The organism is Pseudomonas imrae, assembly GCF_046352735.2.
Classification (GTDB): Bacteria; Pseudomonadota; Gammaproteobacteria; order Pseudomonadales; family Pseudomonadaceae; genus Aquipseudomonas; species Aquipseudomonas imrae.
The window spans coordinates 2,665,362-2,682,106 of record NZ_CP110853.2 but is presented as its reverse complement, the minus strand read 5'-3'; the positions used below and the strand labels follow the sequence as shown (position 1 = coordinate 2,682,106).

Annotated in this window: 17 protein-coding genes; 1 reads left to right on the top strand and 16 read right to left on the bottom strand. The window is 58.9% G+C overall.

Annotated features, from left to right (window positions below; all coding sequences use genetic code 11):
* Window positions 1-131: 131 nt before the first annotated feature.
* The 15 genes from OQ460_RS11925 to arnC all read right to left on the bottom strand — a co-directional run bounded on the left by OQ460_RS11925 (window position 132) and on the right by arnC (window position 14,299).
* Complete coding sequence (locus tag OQ460_RS11925; RefSeq protein ID WP_410017696.1) at window positions 132-1,145, bottom strand: alpha/beta fold hydrolase; 1,014 nt, start codon at window positions 1,143-1,145, stop codon at window positions 132-134.
* A 61-nt stretch (window positions 1,146-1,206) separates the two neighbouring features.
* Window positions 1,207-1,638, bottom strand: a complete 432-nt coding sequence (locus tag OQ460_RS11920; RefSeq protein ID WP_410017695.1) for a YqaA family protein — start codon at window positions 1,636-1,638, stop codon at window positions 1,207-1,209.
* A 3-nt stretch (window positions 1,639-1,641) separates the two neighbouring features.
* Window positions 1,642-2,088 (bottom strand): DUF411 domain-containing protein, encoded by a 447-nt coding sequence (locus tag OQ460_RS11915; RefSeq protein ID WP_410017694.1) that lies wholly within the window; start codon window positions 2,086-2,088, stop codon window positions 1,642-1,644.
* Window positions 2,089-2,260: 172 nt separating this feature from the next.
* Window positions 2,261-2,710 (bottom strand): SRPBCC family protein, encoded by a 450-nt coding sequence (locus OQ460_RS11910; RefSeq protein ID WP_410017693.1) that lies wholly within the window; start codon window positions 2,708-2,710, stop codon window positions 2,261-2,263.
* Between the two features lie 102 nt (window positions 2,711-2,812).
* A complete protein-coding gene (locus OQ460_RS11905) occupies window positions 2,813-3,964 on the bottom strand; it encodes an acyl-CoA dehydrogenase family protein (protein WP_410017692.1) in 1,152 nt (383 codons plus the stop codon).
* Between the two features lie 3 nt (window positions 3,965-3,967).
* Window positions 3,968-5,074, bottom strand: coding sequence for an enoyl-CoA hydratase/isomerase family protein (locus OQ460_RS11900; protein ID WP_410017691.1), 1,107 nt, complete (start codon window positions 5,072-5,074; stop codon window positions 3,968-3,970).
* 148 nt (window positions 5,075-5,222) lie between these two features.
* Window positions 5,223-5,927, bottom strand: coding sequence for an HPP family protein (locus OQ460_RS11895; RefSeq protein WP_410017690.1), 705 nt, complete (start codon window positions 5,925-5,927; stop codon window positions 5,223-5,225).
* Window positions 5,928-6,102: 175 nt separating this feature from the next.
* Window positions 6,103-6,363, bottom strand: a complete 261-nt coding sequence (locus OQ460_RS11890) for a type VI secretion system contractile sheath small subunit (protein ID WP_410017689.1) — start codon at window positions 6,361-6,363, stop codon at window positions 6,103-6,105.
* Between the two features lie 235 nt (window positions 6,364-6,598).
* The gene (locus OQ460_RS11885) at window positions 6,599-7,978 is read right to left on the bottom strand and encodes a UDP-glucose dehydrogenase family protein (RefSeq protein WP_410017688.1); all 1,380 of its coding nucleotides are present in this window, start codon (window positions 7,976-7,978) and stop codon (window positions 6,599-6,601) included.
* Complete coding sequence (gene arnF / locus OQ460_RS11880) at window positions 7,975-8,388, bottom strand: 4-amino-4-deoxy-L-arabinose-phosphoundecaprenol flippase subunit ArnF (protein WP_410017687.1); 414 nt, start codon at window positions 8,386-8,388, stop codon at window positions 7,975-7,977. Before arnF ends, OQ460_RS11885 begins: the two co-directional genes overlap by 4 nt.
* On the bottom strand, window positions 8,385-8,732 hold the full coding sequence (arnE, locus tag OQ460_RS11875) for a 4-amino-4-deoxy-L-arabinose-phosphoundecaprenol flippase subunit ArnE (protein ID WP_410017686.1): 348 nt from the start codon (window positions 8,730-8,732) through the stop codon (window positions 8,385-8,387). The genes arnF and arnE overlap by 4 nt, the downstream gene beginning before the upstream one ends.
* A complete protein-coding gene (gene arnT, locus OQ460_RS11870) occupies window positions 8,729-10,384 on the bottom strand; it encodes a lipid IV(A) 4-amino-4-deoxy-L-arabinosyltransferase (RefSeq protein ID WP_410017685.1) in 1,656 nt (551 codons plus the stop codon). Before arnT ends, arnE begins: the two co-directional genes overlap by 4 nt.
* A complete protein-coding gene (arnD, locus tag OQ460_RS11865) occupies window positions 10,381-11,265 on the bottom strand; it encodes a 4-deoxy-4-formamido-L-arabinose-phosphoundecaprenol deformylase (RefSeq protein WP_410017684.1) in 885 nt (294 codons plus the stop codon). The genes arnT and arnD overlap by 4 nt, the downstream gene beginning before the upstream one ends.
* Window positions 11,265-13,268, bottom strand: coding sequence for a bifunctional UDP-4-amino-4-deoxy-L-arabinose formyltransferase/UDP-glucuronic acid oxidase ArnA (arnA, locus tag OQ460_RS11860; protein ID WP_410017683.1), 2,004 nt, complete (start codon window positions 13,266-13,268; stop codon window positions 11,265-11,267). Before arnA ends, arnD begins: the two co-directional genes overlap by 1 nt.
* Entirely contained in the window at window positions 13,265-14,299 is a 1,035-nt protein-coding gene (arnC, locus tag OQ460_RS11855) for an undecaprenyl-phosphate 4-deoxy-4-formamido-L-arabinose transferase (protein ID WP_410017682.1), read from the bottom strand. The genes arnA and arnC overlap by 4 nt, the downstream gene beginning before the upstream one ends.
* A gap of 480 nt (window positions 14,300-14,779) precedes the next feature.
* Here arnC and OQ460_RS11850 point away from each other — a divergent pair, with 480 nt between their 5' ends.
* Window positions 14,780-15,694, top strand: coding sequence for a site-specific integrase (locus OQ460_RS11850; protein WP_410017681.1), 915 nt, complete (start codon window positions 14,780-14,782; stop codon window positions 15,692-15,694).
* Window positions 15,695-15,760: 66 nt separating this feature from the next.
* Here OQ460_RS11850 and OQ460_RS11845 read toward each other — a convergent pair whose 3' ends face one another.
* Window positions 15,761-16,618 carry an SDR family oxidoreductase gene (locus OQ460_RS11845; RefSeq protein ID WP_410021984.1) on the bottom strand — a complete coding sequence of 286 codons (858 nt, stop codon included), beginning with the start codon at window positions 16,616-16,618 and terminating at the stop codon, window positions 15,761-15,763.
* Between the last annotated feature and the right edge of the window lie 127 nt (window positions 16,619-16,745).

Sequence of the window (16,745 nt, the reverse complement as noted above, 5' to 3'; positions counted from 1 at the left end):
CACCTCGCAAAAATACCGACCAGTTAAGTAACGCAATCCTACAAGCGCAGCAAAACCAGTGTGGGAGTTGCCTCGGCAGGCTCCCACATTGATTTTCGCCATATCGAGCATCGCCTTCGCTTAAAGGCTCTTCACCACTTTTGCAGCCCTTGCAGCAGCGCTTTGTGAAACTTCGCCGGCTCTTCCATCTGTGGCGCATGGCCCAGGCCTGGGAATTCTACCAACGTCGAATGGGGAATCAGCTTGGCCGCCTGTTTGCCCAACACCTCGTAATGACCAAGCTTGGCCTTGACCGCTGGTGGGGCGATATCGCTACTGATGGCAGTGGTATCACTGGTGCCGATCAACAGCAGCGTCGGTACCTGTAAGTCCTTGAATTCGTAATAAACCGGTTGGGTGAAGATCATGTCGTAAATCAGTGCCGAGTTCCACGCGACCTGTTTTTGCCCGGCCCCTTTGTTCATGCCTACCAGCATTTCGATCCAGCGCTCGTACTCGGGCTTCCAGCGGCCACCGTAGTAGGTGCTGCGCTGGTATTTGCGCACGCCTTCGGCAGACATGTTCAGCTCACGCTCGTACCACTGGTCCACGGTGCGATAAGGCACGCCAAGGGATTTCCAGTCTTCCAGGCCGATAGGGTTGACCATCACCAGTTGTTCCGTCTGTTCCGGGTAGAGCAGCGCGTAGCGGGTGGCGAGCATGCCGCCGGTGGAATGGCCGAGGATCGTGGTTTTTTGAATACCGAGCTTTTCCAGCAGTTGGTGGGTATTGATTGCCAATTGCTGGAAGCTGTACTGGTAGTGGTCGGGCTTGCTGGAAGTGCAGAACCCAATCTGGTCGGGCGTGATGACGCGGTATCCGGCCTCGCTCAACGATTTGATCGAGGCCTCCCAGGTGGCACCACAGAAATTCTTGCCGTGCATCAGCACCACGACGCGGCCGTTGGCCTTGCCTTTGGCGGGCACATCCATATAGCCCATTTGCAATGACTTGCCTTGGGACTGGAAGTTGAAATGCTCCACCGGATAAGGATATTGAAAGCCCTGCAGTTCGGGACCGTAGGTAGGGCCATCGGTAGCGGCCAGGGAGGAAAAGGAAAGGGTGGCCAGCAGGCCGGTGAGGCAAAATGCGCGAGCTAGAGGCATCGGAAAGCTCCAGGGGGGATGGCTGGATGCTGTGTCGGTTGGATTAAGCGTTGATTAACGATCAGATCCACTGCAGGGTCAACATCACCAATACGGCATAACGGGAGGCCTTGGCCAGGCTGACGATCAGCAAGAAGCGCCACAATGGCTCACGCATGACCCCAGCTACCAGCGTCAGCGGGTCGCCGATGATGGGCACCCAGCTAAGCAGCAATGACCAATGCCCCCAGCGCTGATAATGACTGCGGGTCTTTTCCAGCTGTGCTGAACTGAGTGGAAACCAGCGGCGTGCCCTGAAATGTTCGACCGAGCGCCCCAACAGCCAATTGACCAGCGAACCGAGGACATTGCCCAGCGTCGCGATTGCCAGCAACCACCACAGCGAGTAGTCGCCACTGAGCAGCAGGGCCACCAGTACTGCCTCCGATTGCAGCGGCAACAGGGTCGCAGCGCCAAAGGCACTGATAAACAGCCCGGTGTAACCGGCGAGCATCAATCAATGTGCCGGATAGTCAGCCACCACCACGTCTTTGCCGTCACGGGTCAAGCCGATGACTTGATAGGCATCGCTCATTCCGTCCATTTCCATACCGGGCGAACCCATGGGCATGCCCGGGGCTGCGATGCCCAGCAGGTCGTCCCGTTTGCGCAAGGCCATTACCTGATCGGCAGGTACATGACCTTCGACGAATTTGCCATCAATCACCGCGGTATGGCAGGACGCCAGTCGTGGGGTGACCCCCAGCCGTTGCTTGACCGCACTCATGTCCGCTTCAACATGGTCGTTGACCTTGAAGCCATTGCTTTGCAGGTGGCTGATCCACTTCTTGCAGCAACCGCAGTTGGCATCACGGTGTACGTCGATAGGGATCAAGTCGGCGGCCTGGGCCAGCGAACTGATGAGCAGCGCTGAAAGCACGGTGATGCGCAGGGTGTTTTTCATAGCAATTTCTATCCATTACGGAACGCAGAGAAGCGCATTCTCCGCGCTTTCAGGCCGTGGGCGAGATGGTTTTGTTTCAAAATTATACGGAAGTTCGACAGCGCCGAAACTCATGAAGCTTAGCGTCGGGCGACTGTCGGCAAACTGAAGGGGAGATGACAGTTTTGTCAGCTCAGGATGCTTCCAGATGTTGCTTGAGTTGGTCCAGCGCCTGGTTCGACAGCTCAATCATGCGCTTGTGCAGGGTGGGAAGTTGCAACTCGGTCCCGTAGCTGAGTACACGTTTGAACAAAGTCCCGCTGCCTTGGGGTTCAAGCAGATAGTGGATGCTGCCGTTGACGGCCTGCGAGGTGAATACGGTTTTGAACTCCTGGTGTGGAGTGGCCACCTGCACCCTGTAGCTCATGGGCATGCGTACACCCAGCAAATTGATAGTCTCGGTGAAGCGGTGACCGGCAGCGAGTGTGCCGATCGTACCGGTATCGGCGCTTAGGGACGTCGGATGCCACTCGTGCCAGCGATCCGGCTGAGTCACGTAGTCGTAGACTGCCTCCATGGAAGCCTGGATATAGCGTTGCTGACTGATTAGCTCGAGGTGAGCAGGGTGTTCAACGGCATTCATGAAACACCTACTGTGTGGCAGGGAACAGACAGTCAGAATAGTCGGGCTCCGGAACAACGCACGGGTGTCTCCAGGCTTTTTTCAGCCCAGATCGAAGCCGTTTTATAGCTGATAGTTCTTCAGCTCCCTGGCAATCACCATCCGTTGAATCTCGCTGGTCCCTTCATAGATCTGGGTTATGCGTGCATCACGGTAATAGCGCTCAACCGGGTAATCCTCCAGGTAGCCGTAGCCACCATGGATCTGCATCGCCGAAGAACAGACCTTTTCCGCCATTTCCGAGGCGAACAGCTTGGCCTGGGAGGCTTCCGACAGACACGGTTTTCCGGCACTGCGCAGGCGCGCTGCATGCAGGATCAGCAAACGCGCGGCATTGAGCCGGGTCTGCATGTCTGCCAGCAAATTGGCCACGCTTTGGTGCTCGATGATGGCCTTGTCAAACTGCACCCGGTCACGGGCATAGGCCAGTGCTGCTTCAAAGGCCGCGCGGGCAATGCCCAGCGCCTGGGCGGCAATGCCAATGCGGCCTCCTTCCAGGTTGGACAGGGCAATGGCCAGGCCCTTGCCGCGCTCGCCCAGCAGATTGGCTTCGGGCACGCTGCATTGGCTGAGGGTAACGGCGCAGGTATCCGAGGCACGAATGCCCATTTTGTGTTCGGTGCGATCCACAGTGAAGCCAGGGGTATCGGTAGGCACCAGGAACGCTGAAATACCTTTTTTGCCCAACTCTGGATCGGTCACGGCAAATACAATCGCCAGTTTGGCCCGCTTACCGTTGCTGACAAACTGCTTGGCGCCGTTGATCACCCATTGGCCGTCGCGCAGTTCGGCGCGGGTGCGCAGGTTATGCGCTTCGGAGCCTGCCTGGGGTTCGGTCAGGCAGAAGCAGCCAATGGCCTGCCCACTGGCGAGTTCTGCCAGCCAGGTTTCTTTCTGGGCTTGTGTGCCGTAGTTGAGGATCGGGCCGCAACCCACTGAATTATGGATACTCATCAATGCACCCGTAGCGCCGTCACCGGCGGAAATTTCCTCCACGGCCAGCGCATAGGCGACATAGTCTACGTAGGTACCGCCCCATTCTTCCGGCACCACCATGCCCAGCAGGCCCAACTCACCCATCTTTGCAACCAGGGCATCATCGATCCAGCCGGCTTTTTCCCAGGCTTGGGCGTGAGGGGCTATTTCGCCACGGGCGAAGTCGCGGGCCATGTCGCGAATCATGACCTGTTCTTCTGTAAATTCAATATCTTGCATGGCTTAGTTCCCGCTCTGCTGGAAGTCGCTGAAGAAGCTTTCGACGTGCTTGGCATCCAGTGCCTGTAGCTCTGATAGATTCCAACGAGGTTTTTTGTCCTTGTCGATCAGCAGGGCGCGCACACCTTCGATCAGATCGCCACGGGCAAACCACTGTCGATCCAGGTGCAACTCCAGGGCAAAACAGTCCTCCAGCGCCAGTTGACGTCCACGGCGCAGCATCTGCAAGGTAACGGCCATGGCCAGCGGTGAGCGGGTGTGCATCAGTTGTGCGGTACTCATCGCCCAATCATGACTATCGGCAACGGTCACGGCCTGTAGTTGCCCGACTATGGCCGGGATATCCGGCAGCGCAAAAAAATGGTCTATCGCTGTACGCAAGAGGGCCAAGGGGGCGTCGGGTAATTGCTGCTGCCCCAGCTTGGCCAGTACGCCCTGGAGGTCCTTGAGCGGCGTGTCTAGCCACTGCAGGTGATCCAGTTTCTCGTCGAGTTGGCTGAGCCGCTCGCTGTCCAGGTACCAGTCGGCCAACCCGCAGTACAGTGCGTCGGCGGCACGGATCTGCACGCCGGTGACCCCCAGATAGGTTCCCAGTTCGCCAGGGACCCGCGACAGGAAATAACTGCCCCCCACATCCGGGAAATAGCCGATGGCCACTTCCGGCATCGCCAGACGGCTGCGTTCGGTGACGACCCGCAGGTCCGCGCCCTGGACCAGCCCCATGCCGCCGCCCAGGACAAAACCGTCCATCAGCGCCAGGACGGGCTTGGAATAATGATGAATCATCAGGTCGAGGGCGTATTCCTCGACGAAGAAATCCTCATGCAGGCTATCGCCATTTTTGAAACTGTCGTAGAGCGAGCGGATATCCCCCCCGGCGCAGAACGCCTTTTCGCCCGCGCCGCGCAGCACCACGGCATATACCTGGGGATCCGCGGCCCAGGCACGCAGGTACCCGGCGAGGCTGCGCACCATGTCCAGGGTGATGGCGTTGAGACCAGCAGGGCGATTGAGGGTGAGGTGCCCGATGTGGTTGCGCACTTGGGCAAGGACATTGTCCTGAACGGAGACGGCGCTGCATGTCGCCTGCGTTGGAACTTGAGCAGTCATCTATAACTCCCTGCTTTTATTGTTCTTTATCAAAATGTTCGCGGACGAACCATTTCCCGATCCTAGCAGTGCAAATTTGCCCATTACAAGCCGGAATCGTGCAGGTCATCTTTGCATTTATGCAGGGAGTCGCTCGATAAAGTACGCTTTAGACACGCCCGGCCAGCACTTGGCCGATGCTGCGGCGGCGAGCATGATCTTCTGCGATGTGGATCAGTTGTTCCAGTTCGGTGGGCGTGACATCGAAAAACTGCTCCATCTGCGCCAGGGCTTGTTCCAGGTCGACAGCAGTAATCTTCGGATCAACCTCTTGGGGACGAGGTGCAACCAGTACCGTTGGCTCGCTTGCGCCTTTGGGGTAACGGGTGCGTGTCAGGTTGTTGTAGGCCAGGGCCGTGAGCAGCAACGTACCAGCGCCGAGCATGACCGGACCGACTTCCAGCCAACCCAGGGCGATCGTCGCCGGATCGGCCAGCACCAGCGTCATTGCCAGGCCACCCGATGGCGGATGCAGGCAGCGTAGCCAGCACATCAGGATCAGCGCCATGCCGGCAGCAAGGCAGGCACTTTCCAGGGTACGTCCCAGTACCCTGGCCACCAGCAGCGCAACAACACTGGCGCACAGGTAGCTGCCGATAATCGACCATGGCTGGGCCAGGGCGCCGGATGACACGGCAAACAATAGGACTGCCGACGCGCCCAAAGGGCCCAGCAGATGCAGGGCGACTTCCAGGCCGAACACTTGGGCACAAAGCCAGATACTGAACAGGGTGCCCAGGGCCATGCCAATCGCGGCACGGCTCCATTCGGCGGGGCGGGTATTGATGGCAGCGGGTAACCAGCGAGCGAGCATTGCAAGAAAATCCAATCTGAAAATCGGGCAAAAAAAAGGGCTCTTCGGTTTCCCGTAAGCCCTTCGAAAGTTCCTGCATTTGGGGGAGGAACCGGCGCAGTTTGCCGACCAATCAATCTGATTGCCAATGCATATTAATGCAGCTTAAGTGCAGTAATTTTGCATAGACAACGGCTTAATCCCCCAGTCGCGTCAGCTGAGCGACGGGCGTACTGACCTTGCCCAGTACGCGCTCCTGATTCTCGGCATTGACCAGCAGCTTGTGTACATTTTCCCGCACCAACGGGTCATTGGCCAACGGCCCCTTGAGCGCGACAAGGGCATCGCGCAGTTCCATCAGTCGATCCAGGGGCGGGACCGGTATATAGCCGACATTGACACGCTCGCTGGATACGGGCATCGGGAATACGGAGGCAGGCGTTTGCTCATCAGACACTGGGTATTCCTTTGCAAAAGAGACATGCCCTGGATAGCTTGGCTTGAGCCAGCGCCCAGCTGTCTACGCGTTGAGCAGTGGTGTGGGTGGTAATTAAGTAACTCAAGTTGCGAGCCGAGTTTACCGTTGGCCCTCGAGAGCCGAAAGAGGCGCTCATACAGGCCGTTACGGATACTGCCGTAGGAGCTTTCTCAATGCCCCTCGAGAGAAGGCCGTGCGCGACGACAAGGTAGGCCTAAGCCTCGAGCAAGCGCGGGACCCACTGCTGCTGCGGCATCGGCAAGGTGCACGATGCGCCGCGGCCCATCGGGAAATACTGGAAACCCTTGCGCGCCAGGCGCTCGGTGTCGTACAGGTTGCGCCCGTCGAAAATCACCGGAGCCTTGAGGCGTTGTTGCAGCAGGTTGAAATCCGGCGCCTTGAATTGCTGCCATTCAGTGCAGATGATCAGGGCATCGGCGCCGCCCAGTGTCGATTCCGGCGTGCCCATCAGCATCAGTCGTGGGTCATCGCCGTACAGGCGCTGGGTTTCCTGCATGGCTTCGGGGTCGAACGCGCGAACGTTGGCGCCCGCGGCCCACAGCGACTCCATCAACGCACGGCTGGGTGCGTCGCGCATGTCATCGGTATTAGGCTTGAATGCCAGGCCCCACAAGGCGAATGTCTTGCCGCGCAGCTCGCCCTTGTAGAAGGCCTTGACCCGCTCGAACAGTTTGCTTTTCTGCCGCTGGTTGATGGCTTCCACTGCCTCCAGTAGGTCGCTGGAGCAATTGGCCTGCTTGGCGCTGTGAATCAAGGCGCGCATGTCCTTGGGAAAACACGAACCACCGTAACCGCAGCCTGGGTAGATGAAGTGGTAGCCGATTCGCGAGTCGGCGCCGATCCCCAGGCGCACCGATTCGATATCGGCCCCTAGATGTTCTGCCAATTCGGCGATCTGGTTGATGAAGCTGATCTTGGTTGCCAGCATGCAGTTGGCGGCATACTTGGTCAGTTCGGCGCTGCGCAAGTCCATGAAGATAATGCGGTCGTGGTTGCGGTTGAACGGCGCATATAGATCACGCATCACGTCGCGCACTTCCTCACGCTCACAGCCGATGATGATCCGGTCCGGCCGGCGGCAATCGGTCACCGCAGAACCTTCCTTGAGAAACTCTGGATTGGAGACGATATCGAACACCAGCGTGCGGCCAGAGCGGCGCAGTGCGTCGTCGATATGGACCCGCAGGCTGTCGCCGGTGCCCACCGGCACGGTGGATTTCTCCACCAGGATCACCGGCTGGACCCGATGGCGGGCCACTGCATCGCCCACCGAGAAGACATATTTCAAGTCCGCCGAACCGTCTTCGTCCGACGGGGTACCGACGGCGATAAACAGGACTTCGCCATGCTCCACTGCAAGCTTTTCGTCACAGGTGAACGTCAGTCGGCCGCTTTCCAGGTTCTCCTTGACCAGGCTGGCAAGCCCTGGCTCGAAAATGCTCACGTGCCCCTGTTGTAACAGATGCACCTTGTCTGCATCGATGTCCATGCAAATGACATCGTGGCCGACCTCAGCCAGTACGGTAGCCTGTACCAGTCCAACATAACCACTACCAAATACGCTGATTTTCATGGGGTTTTCCTCTGGCGGGTGGTGCTGATGCGACGGGAGTTGATCGTCAGGACGCCGAAGATGACGAGTGCCACCCCCAAGGTTCTGGACAGCGACAAGTGCTCGTTGAAAACCGGCAGGCCGGCGGCCAGCAGGTACACCAGGGCATAGCTGAAGCTCAGCAGCGAATAGGCGCGCCCCAGCGGCAAATGCTGCAGTGCGCCGAGCCAGCAGAGCATCGACAGGGCATAGGCGAAAATGGCCAGGGTCACGCCGCCAAGAGCGACCAGGTCCAGGGTGCCGTTATCAACGGTGGCCATCCAGTCGGCAGGAAGTGGCAGGCGGGTCATGCTCCAACGCATACCCAGTTGGGCGGCGCTGACCAACGTCACGCTGCCCAGCGCCAGGATAAAGCCGCGCACTCGGCTCATGCTTCGACTCCCAGCAGCACCACACCGGTGATAATCAGCACAACGCCTGCCCAGTGCCGACGATCAACCGCCTCGTGAAACACAAAGCGCGCCACCAGGGTGATCAGGACAAAGTTCAGGCTCAGCATGGGGTAGGCGATGCCGACCTCCAGGCGTTGCAATACCAGCAGCCATACCAGCAGGCCCAAGCCAAGGCACATCAGCGCCGACCACAGCCAGGGTGTGCGCAGTTTCATGCGCCAGCCGCCGGGCTGGCCGCGCCAGCCTTCGACTGCACATTTCTGCGAGACCTGCCCCAGGCAGGTCAGCAGGCAGGCGGCCAATAGCAGGAGGAGGGTGATCACGGCAGCACCTGTGGGAAGATCAGAATTACTGTATTGCCTTGCTCATAACGCTTGGCGTCCTTGGGCAGGCGATTGAGTTCCATGCGTGCATAGTCGCCCTTGACCCGCATTACGACGCCAACCGAGCCCTTTTGACGAGCCTTGGCCAGCCATTTCTGGACCTGCGGGATATCGACACGGCGGTAGGCGGTGTCTGGAAGGGCGATACCGTATTTCACTTCACCGACAGTGTTGTACAAAATGATTTCCGGACGTCCCAGTCTCCAGGACAAGGCCGAAGCGGCCCCCAGGTCATTGCTCAGCAAGGCTGAGGCCTGCTGCAGCTCGGGGACATGATCGATGATCAGTTGGTCCGGCGTCTTGTTGTACACCACCGAATGGGGCAAGGCTGCGGGTACCAGCGCCACCAGCAGCCAACTACCCACCGCCGGCGCAGCCCACAGGTGCAAAGGCCGTATGGCGTGCAACAGGTTGGCGAGAATCCAGCCCAGCAGCACGATAAACACCAGCACCAGGCTGAGCAGTTCCTCGTGGTACGAGTACAGCGGCTTCTTCAACTGCAAATAGACTATGGCCACCAAGCCCAGCACGCCAAGAGCCAGGTTTAGCCAGCCATTGACCTGCAATGTCCGTCCGCGAGCCTCGGCCAGTTTGTTCGTCAGGGTGTTGCCCATCAACAGGGCCAGGGGCAGCAGGCATGGCAGGATGTAAGCGGGCAGCTTGCCCTTGCTCAGACTGAAGAACGCCAGGGGCATCAGCAGCCACAACAGCACAAACCCGGTCTTTTGCGCGCGCTTTTCCTGCCAGGCCTGTTTCAGGGTAGAGGGCAGCAAGGCGACCCACGGCAAGCTGAACGCTGCCAGCAAGGGCAAGTAGTACCACCAGGGGGCATCGTGCTGGGCATCTTCACCGGCAAATCGTTGGATGTGTTCATGCCAGAAAAAGAAGCGCCAGTAATCAGGCTCCTGGGCATGCACCATCAAGGCCCAAGGCAGGCTCACGACAATCGCCACGGTAACCGCCACCCATCCATGGGTCAGCAGCTCTCGCGCACGCTTTTGCCAGATCATATAGGGCAGGGCGATCAACACCGGCAGCAACCACGCCAAAAAGCCCTTGGTCATGAACCCCATGGCACAGGCCAGGCCGAGCAAGGCCCATGACCACCACCGGGCGCGTCGAGTGTGGCTGTCAAGGCACAACCACAAGGCCAGGCCGCTGAGGTTGACCCAAAAGGTGAACTGCGGGTCAAGGTTGGCATACCCCCCCGACCCCGCGATGCTGATAAAACTCATGTACAGCACGCTGCTGACCAGGCTCTTGCGCGGGTCGTTCCACAAGCGCCGGGACGTGAAGTACACCAGCAGAATACTCAGCCCCGTCGCCAACGCCGAAGCAAAACGCACGCCGAACAGGTTCTGTCCGAAAATGGCCTGGCCCAGGGCGATCATCCAGTAACCGGCCACCGGCTTCTCGAAATAGCGGATCCCCATGAAGTGCGGGGATGCCCATTTGCCGGTCAGCAGCATTTCCTGGCCGATCTGCGCATAACGGGTCTCATCGGGTATCCACAAGCCATGAGTCGCCATCGGTGCCAGGTAGCATAAGCCAAAGACCAACAAGAGCAGGGGCAGGGTCCAACGCCGAATCATGCCTTTTGCACTCCCAGCCAGCCTTCGCGGCCACTGAGCACGCCGCGAGTCAGGTGCGCCAGGGGCAATGTTGCCAGTTGCGCCGGCAACAGATTGCCCAGGGGCTGGAAATCGATGCCGCGCTGCCCGGCCTGGGCCAGCAGCTGGCGAAAATCATTGGCCATCAGAATCCCTTCCACTTCTGCGTGGATCGTATAGACGTTGAATGTCGATTCGGTGAATCGGTCGAGAATGAACCTATTGAAGTCCTTGGCCGCCACCTGTGGCCCCACCACTTCATCGAAGGTTGGCAGGTTCACCGGTATCTGCGGTGTGCCGGCGCTGCCATCGGCCAGGATCGGACGGAACAGGCTATCGCCGCGGCAATCACTGTTGTAACGCAAGTCGAATCCTTGTTTGGCCTGCACCACGCGCTCATCGGCCCGCCAACCGGCTGCGGCAGAACAGTCGACAGGCTCGCCCAGGATATCGCTCAAGGTATCGACGCCACGGCGGATCTGTTCTACCAACCGGGCCTGGCTCCAATGTCCGGCGTTGGCTTGCCAGCCATGGTGATCCCATGCGTGCAGGCCCACCTCATGCCCGGCGACCCTGGCCTGGCGCATCAGGTGCCCCAGGTCGCGGCCGATGGGTTTGCCCGGCCACGCGGTACCCGCCAGCAGAATGTCCCAGCCATACAGCCCAGGCGCATTCGAGCGCAGCATCTTGCTCAGGAACTGCGGGCGGATCAGGCGCCACAAGTGGCGCCCCATGTTGTCTGGCCCGACGCTGAAGAAGAACGTCGCCTTGATCCCGGCCTCATCGAGCAATTCCAACAACCGCGGCACACCTTCGCGGGTGCCCCGATAGGTGTCGACGTCGATGCGCAAACCCACCTTCATTAATGGGTTTCTTTGCTGGATTGCGCGATTTCCAGCATCGCTTCACGCAGGAAGAAATCCAGGGTATTGCCAATGGTTTCGTGCATTTGCACGCTAGGTTCCCAGTCCAGCAGGCGCTTGGCGTTGGCAATGCTTGGCTTGCGGTGCACCACGTCCTGGTAGCCGTCCCCATAGAACGCCTTGCTTTCGACATCGCGAAAACCGGCGAACGGTGGGAAGTTATCGCGTAACGGGTGGGCCTCGAACTGACGCAACAGTTCCTCGCCCAGCTGGCGGATGCTCGCTTCGTTGTCCGGGTTGCCGATGTTGATGATCTGACCGTCACAGACGCCGTTTTCGTTATCAATGATGCGCGCCAGGGCTTCGATGCCGTCGGCGATATCAGTGAAACAGCGCTTCTGTTCGCCACCATCGAATAGACGGATCGGCGTGCCTTCCACCAAGTTGAGGATCAACTGGGTAATGGCGCGGGAGCTGCCGATACGTGCGGAGTCCAGGCGATCCAGACGCGGGCCCATCCAGTTGAAAGGACGGAACAGGGTAAACTTCAGGCCCTTGACGCCATAGGCCCAGATCACTCGATCGAGCAGTTGCTTGGAAACCGAGTAGATCCAACGCTGCTTGTTGATCGGCCCGACCACCAGGTTGGAGGTGTCTTCATCGAAGTTCTGGTCCTGGCACATGCCATACACTTCGGAAGTCGAGGGGAAGATCACACGTTTGTCGTACTTGACGCAGTAACGAACCAGTTTCAGGTTTTCTTCGAAGTCCAGTTCGAACACACGCAACGGATTGCGGGTGTATTCGATCGGGGTGGCGATGGCCACCAGCGGCAGGACAACGTCACACTTCTTGATGTGATACTCGATCCACTCCGAGTGGATGCTGATATCGCCTTCCACATAATGGAAGTTGGGGTGGCTGCGCAGACGCTCGATGGCGTCGGAACCAATGTCCAGGCCGTAGACTTCATAGCGGTCGTCACGCAGCAAGCGTTCGGACAGGTGATTGCCGATAAAACCGTTCACCCCCAGGATCAATACCCGGGTACGACGCGGCTTGCGACCCGATTCGGCGCCACGCAGCAACGAACCGTCCACCAGGCCGAGCTCGTCAGCCAGGGCCGCACCGGCCAGGTACAAGCCATTGTCGTTGCGCTGGCCAAAGTTGATCACCAGCGAGTCTTCACCACAGGCAATGCGCAACGGGTCCACGCTGATCACGCGGCCAGGCGCCTGGCCGCTATTGCCCTTGACGACTTCGGCGCTCCAGACAATCAGCTTGTGTTCGCCGACCGAGCAAAACGCCCCCGGGTACGGCTGAGTCACGGCGCGGACCAGATTGAACAGCTCTTCAGCCGGTTTTTTCCATTCCAGCTTGCCGTCGGCAGCGGTGCGGCGACCGAAGCAGGTGGCCTGGCTTTCGTCCTGGGCGGTTTCCGCCAGGGTACCCTGGGCCAGTTGCGGCAGCGCATCGCTCAGCAGGTGACGAGCAGCTTCGCACAGCTTGGCGTGCAGGCTCAGGCCTGTGTCGCTGCGTTCGATACTGACCTTCTGCTGGGCCAGAATCGCGCCCGCGTCGGCACGCTCGACCATGCGGTGCAGCGTCACGCCGGTTTCGGTTTCGCCATTGACCAGGACCCAGTTGGCCGGTGCGCGGCCACGATATTTTGGCAGTAGCGAACCGTGCAGGTTGAACCCGCCTTTAGCGGCAGTGGCCAGCAGGGCCTCGCTCAACAGGTTGCGGTAGTAGAACGAGAAAATGAAGTCTGGCTTGAGCTTGGCAACACGCTCGACCCACAGCGGGTGGTTGGCATCCTCCGGTGCATGCACCGCAATGCCCTTGCGGGCGCACAGTTGGGCAACGGAGCCGTAGAACGCATTTTCCTTGGGGTCATCGGCATGGGTGAACACGGCAGCGATGTCGTAGCCCGCGGTGAGCAGGGCTTCGATGCCTGCACAGCCAATATCGTGATAAGCAAAGACAACAGCTTTTGGATTCATGACGAAACCTGATCGGAAGGTAAAGAAGGAGTACGGGCGCAAGGCAGGCCGTCAACCATGACCACAGGGACGGGGGCGGCGGGCTCGTTACGCAGCACTTTCTCAATGAAGAAGCGTGGGCGTGCGCGCACATCGCTGTACATGCGCCCCAGGTATTCGCCCAACAGGCCCATGCCGATGAATTGGCCCCCGGTGAACACAAACAGCACGGCGAACAGCACAAACAGACCGTCGCCGGCCCAGTCGGCACCGAAGGCCAGGCGCAGGACAATCAGTGAGAAGGCGAAAAGCATACCCAGCGCGGCAAGGCTGAAACCGACAATGCTCAACAGCCGCAAGGGCGTGGTGGTCATGCAAGTGAGCAGGTCGAACATCAGGCTGATCAGGCGCATGGCGCTGTATTTGGACTCACCGTGTTCACGCTCGGCGTGATGAACAGGGATCTCTGTGGTGTGACGGGCGAAGCTGTTGGCCAGGATCGGAATAAAGGTGCTGCGTTCACGACACGCCAGCATCGCGTCGACAATGGTGCGACGGTAGGCGCGCAACATACAGCCGTAGTCACTCATGGCCACGCCGGTGGAGCGCTGTACCGCCAGGTTGATCAACCGTGAGGGCCAGCGGCGAAAGGCCGAGTCCTGGCGATTGTTGCGCACCGTGGCGACAACATCGAAACCCAGGGCGGCTTGCTCTACCAGGCGCGGGATTTCTTCCGGCGGGTTTTGCAGGTCAGCGTCAAGGGTAATCACCACATCGCCCCGGCATTGCTCGAAACCGGCCATGATTGCTGCGTGCTGGCCGTAGTTGCGGTTGAGGATCACCGCCACCACGTGGCTACCGGGCTCGAGCGCGACATCTTCGAGCAACTGCGCTGAGCGGTCGCGGCTACCGTCATCCACCAGGATGATTTCGTATTCATACGCCAACTGCTCGCACGCAGCCCGAGTGCGACGCAGCAGTTCAGGCAGGCTCTGTTCTTCGTTGTAGACCGGAATAACGATCGACACACAATGAATAGGGTAGGGTTTCAAAGATTCATGCCTCGGATTAGAACAACTTGGCGCGTGCAGACGACAACAGTCAATGATTGAAAGTTCGGGCACCAGAGATGCTTTGAGTAAACACTGGAGCGGTCAAAGATAAAGCATAATCAACGGGTTAGTCTGCAGATCATGATTTATGTTCAAGCCCTGCGTTCAAGATTAAGCGCAAAAATGTAGAACGAGTATGAAAGGCCGATGAAAAACTCGTTTATTTGGTACGCAGACAGCAAGTGTTCAGATAAACATTAGGAAGGATAACCTTTTGGTTATGTAGCCCTCATCCCCGTGTTGTCTATCAAGCAATTAAGCCGAATACAGCCTGGTTGTTGGCCTGTGCAGCGAAAGCCACAAAGCCCTCGGTTTGGTGCAAAGGACTGACCTGCGCTAGACTCGACGCTCGCTAAACCCATAAATACCCCGGCTAAACAGAGGCTTAGCCCAGGAATTTAATCCCAAGGCTGATCTATTTTGACTGAGATTCACCGCAATCCCCTCACGCTTTATCTTTCGCGGCTGGCGCCCTCAAGCCAGTTGACCATGCGCTACGTGCTGCAAGACGCAGCCGACCGCCTGGGGTACGAGGAAGTTAACCTGGAGGATATCGACTGGCATCTGCTGCAGCCCGAGCACGTGATGGCACTGGTGGCAGTGCTAAGGGAAGACGGCTACGCACCCAATACCTCGTCGCTGTATGTCAATGCTGTGCGTGGCGTCATGAACGAAGCCTGGCGCATGAGCCTGATCAGCCAGGACCATTTGTTGAAGATGCGCTCGGTCAAGGCTACGCCTGGCACCCGCCTGAGCCAGGGCCGCAACCTGCGGCGCACATTGATTCGCGAGTTGATGGCGGTCTGCGCCGCCGACCCGCGCCCCCAGGGCCTGCGCGATGCGGCGGTGATCGGTATTCTGTATGGCTCGGGGATGCGCAAGTCAGAGTCGGTCAACCTTGACCTGGCCCAGGTCAACTTCCAGGAACGCAGCTTGAATGTGATCGGCAAGGGCAACAAGGAGTTGATCAAGTACGCTCCAGCCTGGGCCTTTGCCAAATTAGAGGCATGGTTGGCGTTTCGCCGCGCGCAGTTGAAGGAGGGGGAGGTGGACGACGGCTTCCTGTTCAACCGAATCCGCCGGGGTAGTCATATCACCCGCGAGCGCATCACCAAGCACGCAATCTACTACATCGCCCGCCAACGCGGCGAGCAAGTGGGCGTGAAGATCATGCCCCACGATTTCCGGCGTTCGTTTATCACGCGGGTGATTGAAGAGCATGATTTGTCTATCGCGCAGAAGTTGGCGCATCACACCAATATCCAGACCACGGCCAGCTATGACATGCGTGATGACAACGAGCGGCGGCGGGCGGTGGATCGGTTTGATCTTTAAGGCGCCCATGTAGGAGCGCGGGGGGGCGCCTACACGGGGCCGGAACGCCGTCGCGAAAAAACAGAATTATAGAATCGGCTTACCCCCCGTCACTGAATACCGAGCCCCCGATATGTAGCTGCCTTCATCCGAGGCCAGCAACACATAAATCGGCGCCACTTCCACCGGTTGTCCCGGACGGCCCAGCGGCGTCTGGCTGCCGAAGCTCTGCACTTCTTCATCGGGCATGGTCGATACGATCAAGGGCGTCCAAATCGGCCCCGGCGCCACGCTATTGACGCGAATCCCCTGGCTGCCGAGCATCTGCGCCAGCCCACCGGTGAAGTTGGCGATCGCGCCCTTGGTGGTCGCATAAGCCAGCAGGGTCGGCTTGGGCATGTCCGAGTTGACCGAACTGGTGTTGATGATCGATCCGCCAACTGGCATATGGGGCAGGGCGGCCTTGCAGATGCGAAACATCGCTGTGATGTTGATATCGAAGGTCCTGACCCATTCCTCGTCCGAAATCTGCTCGAGCGTCTCGTGGCTCATCTGGAAAGCCGCGTTGTTTACCAGTACGTCGATCCGCCCGAACTGTTCGACAGTCTTGTCGACAATCGCCTGGCACTTGGCTTTTTGCGCGATGTCTCCCGGCAGCAGTAAACACTGGCGACCGGCTTCCTCCACCCAGCGCGCGGTCTCTTGCGCGTCTTCGTGCTCATCCAGGTAGGCGATTGCCACATCGGCACCTTCACGGGCAAAGGCAATGGCCACGGCGCGCCCGATTCCACTGTCAGCACCGGTGATCAGCGCGATCTTGTCGGCCAGCCGACCGGACCCACGGTAGCTCTGCTCACCGCAGTCAGGATAGGGATCCATGTTCTTTTGCAAACCGGGGACTTGCTGGGCCTGGGAAAGAAAAGGAGGGCGTGGGTAGTCATTCATCATGAGTCTCCATCAATCACAGTGGGTTAATGGATTAGTGATTTTGCCTGTGACGATAGTTGGAAAAAATTGGCGGCCACCCCGACGAATGGCACTGCGGATCTTTTGTACATGGCTTTTCAGATAA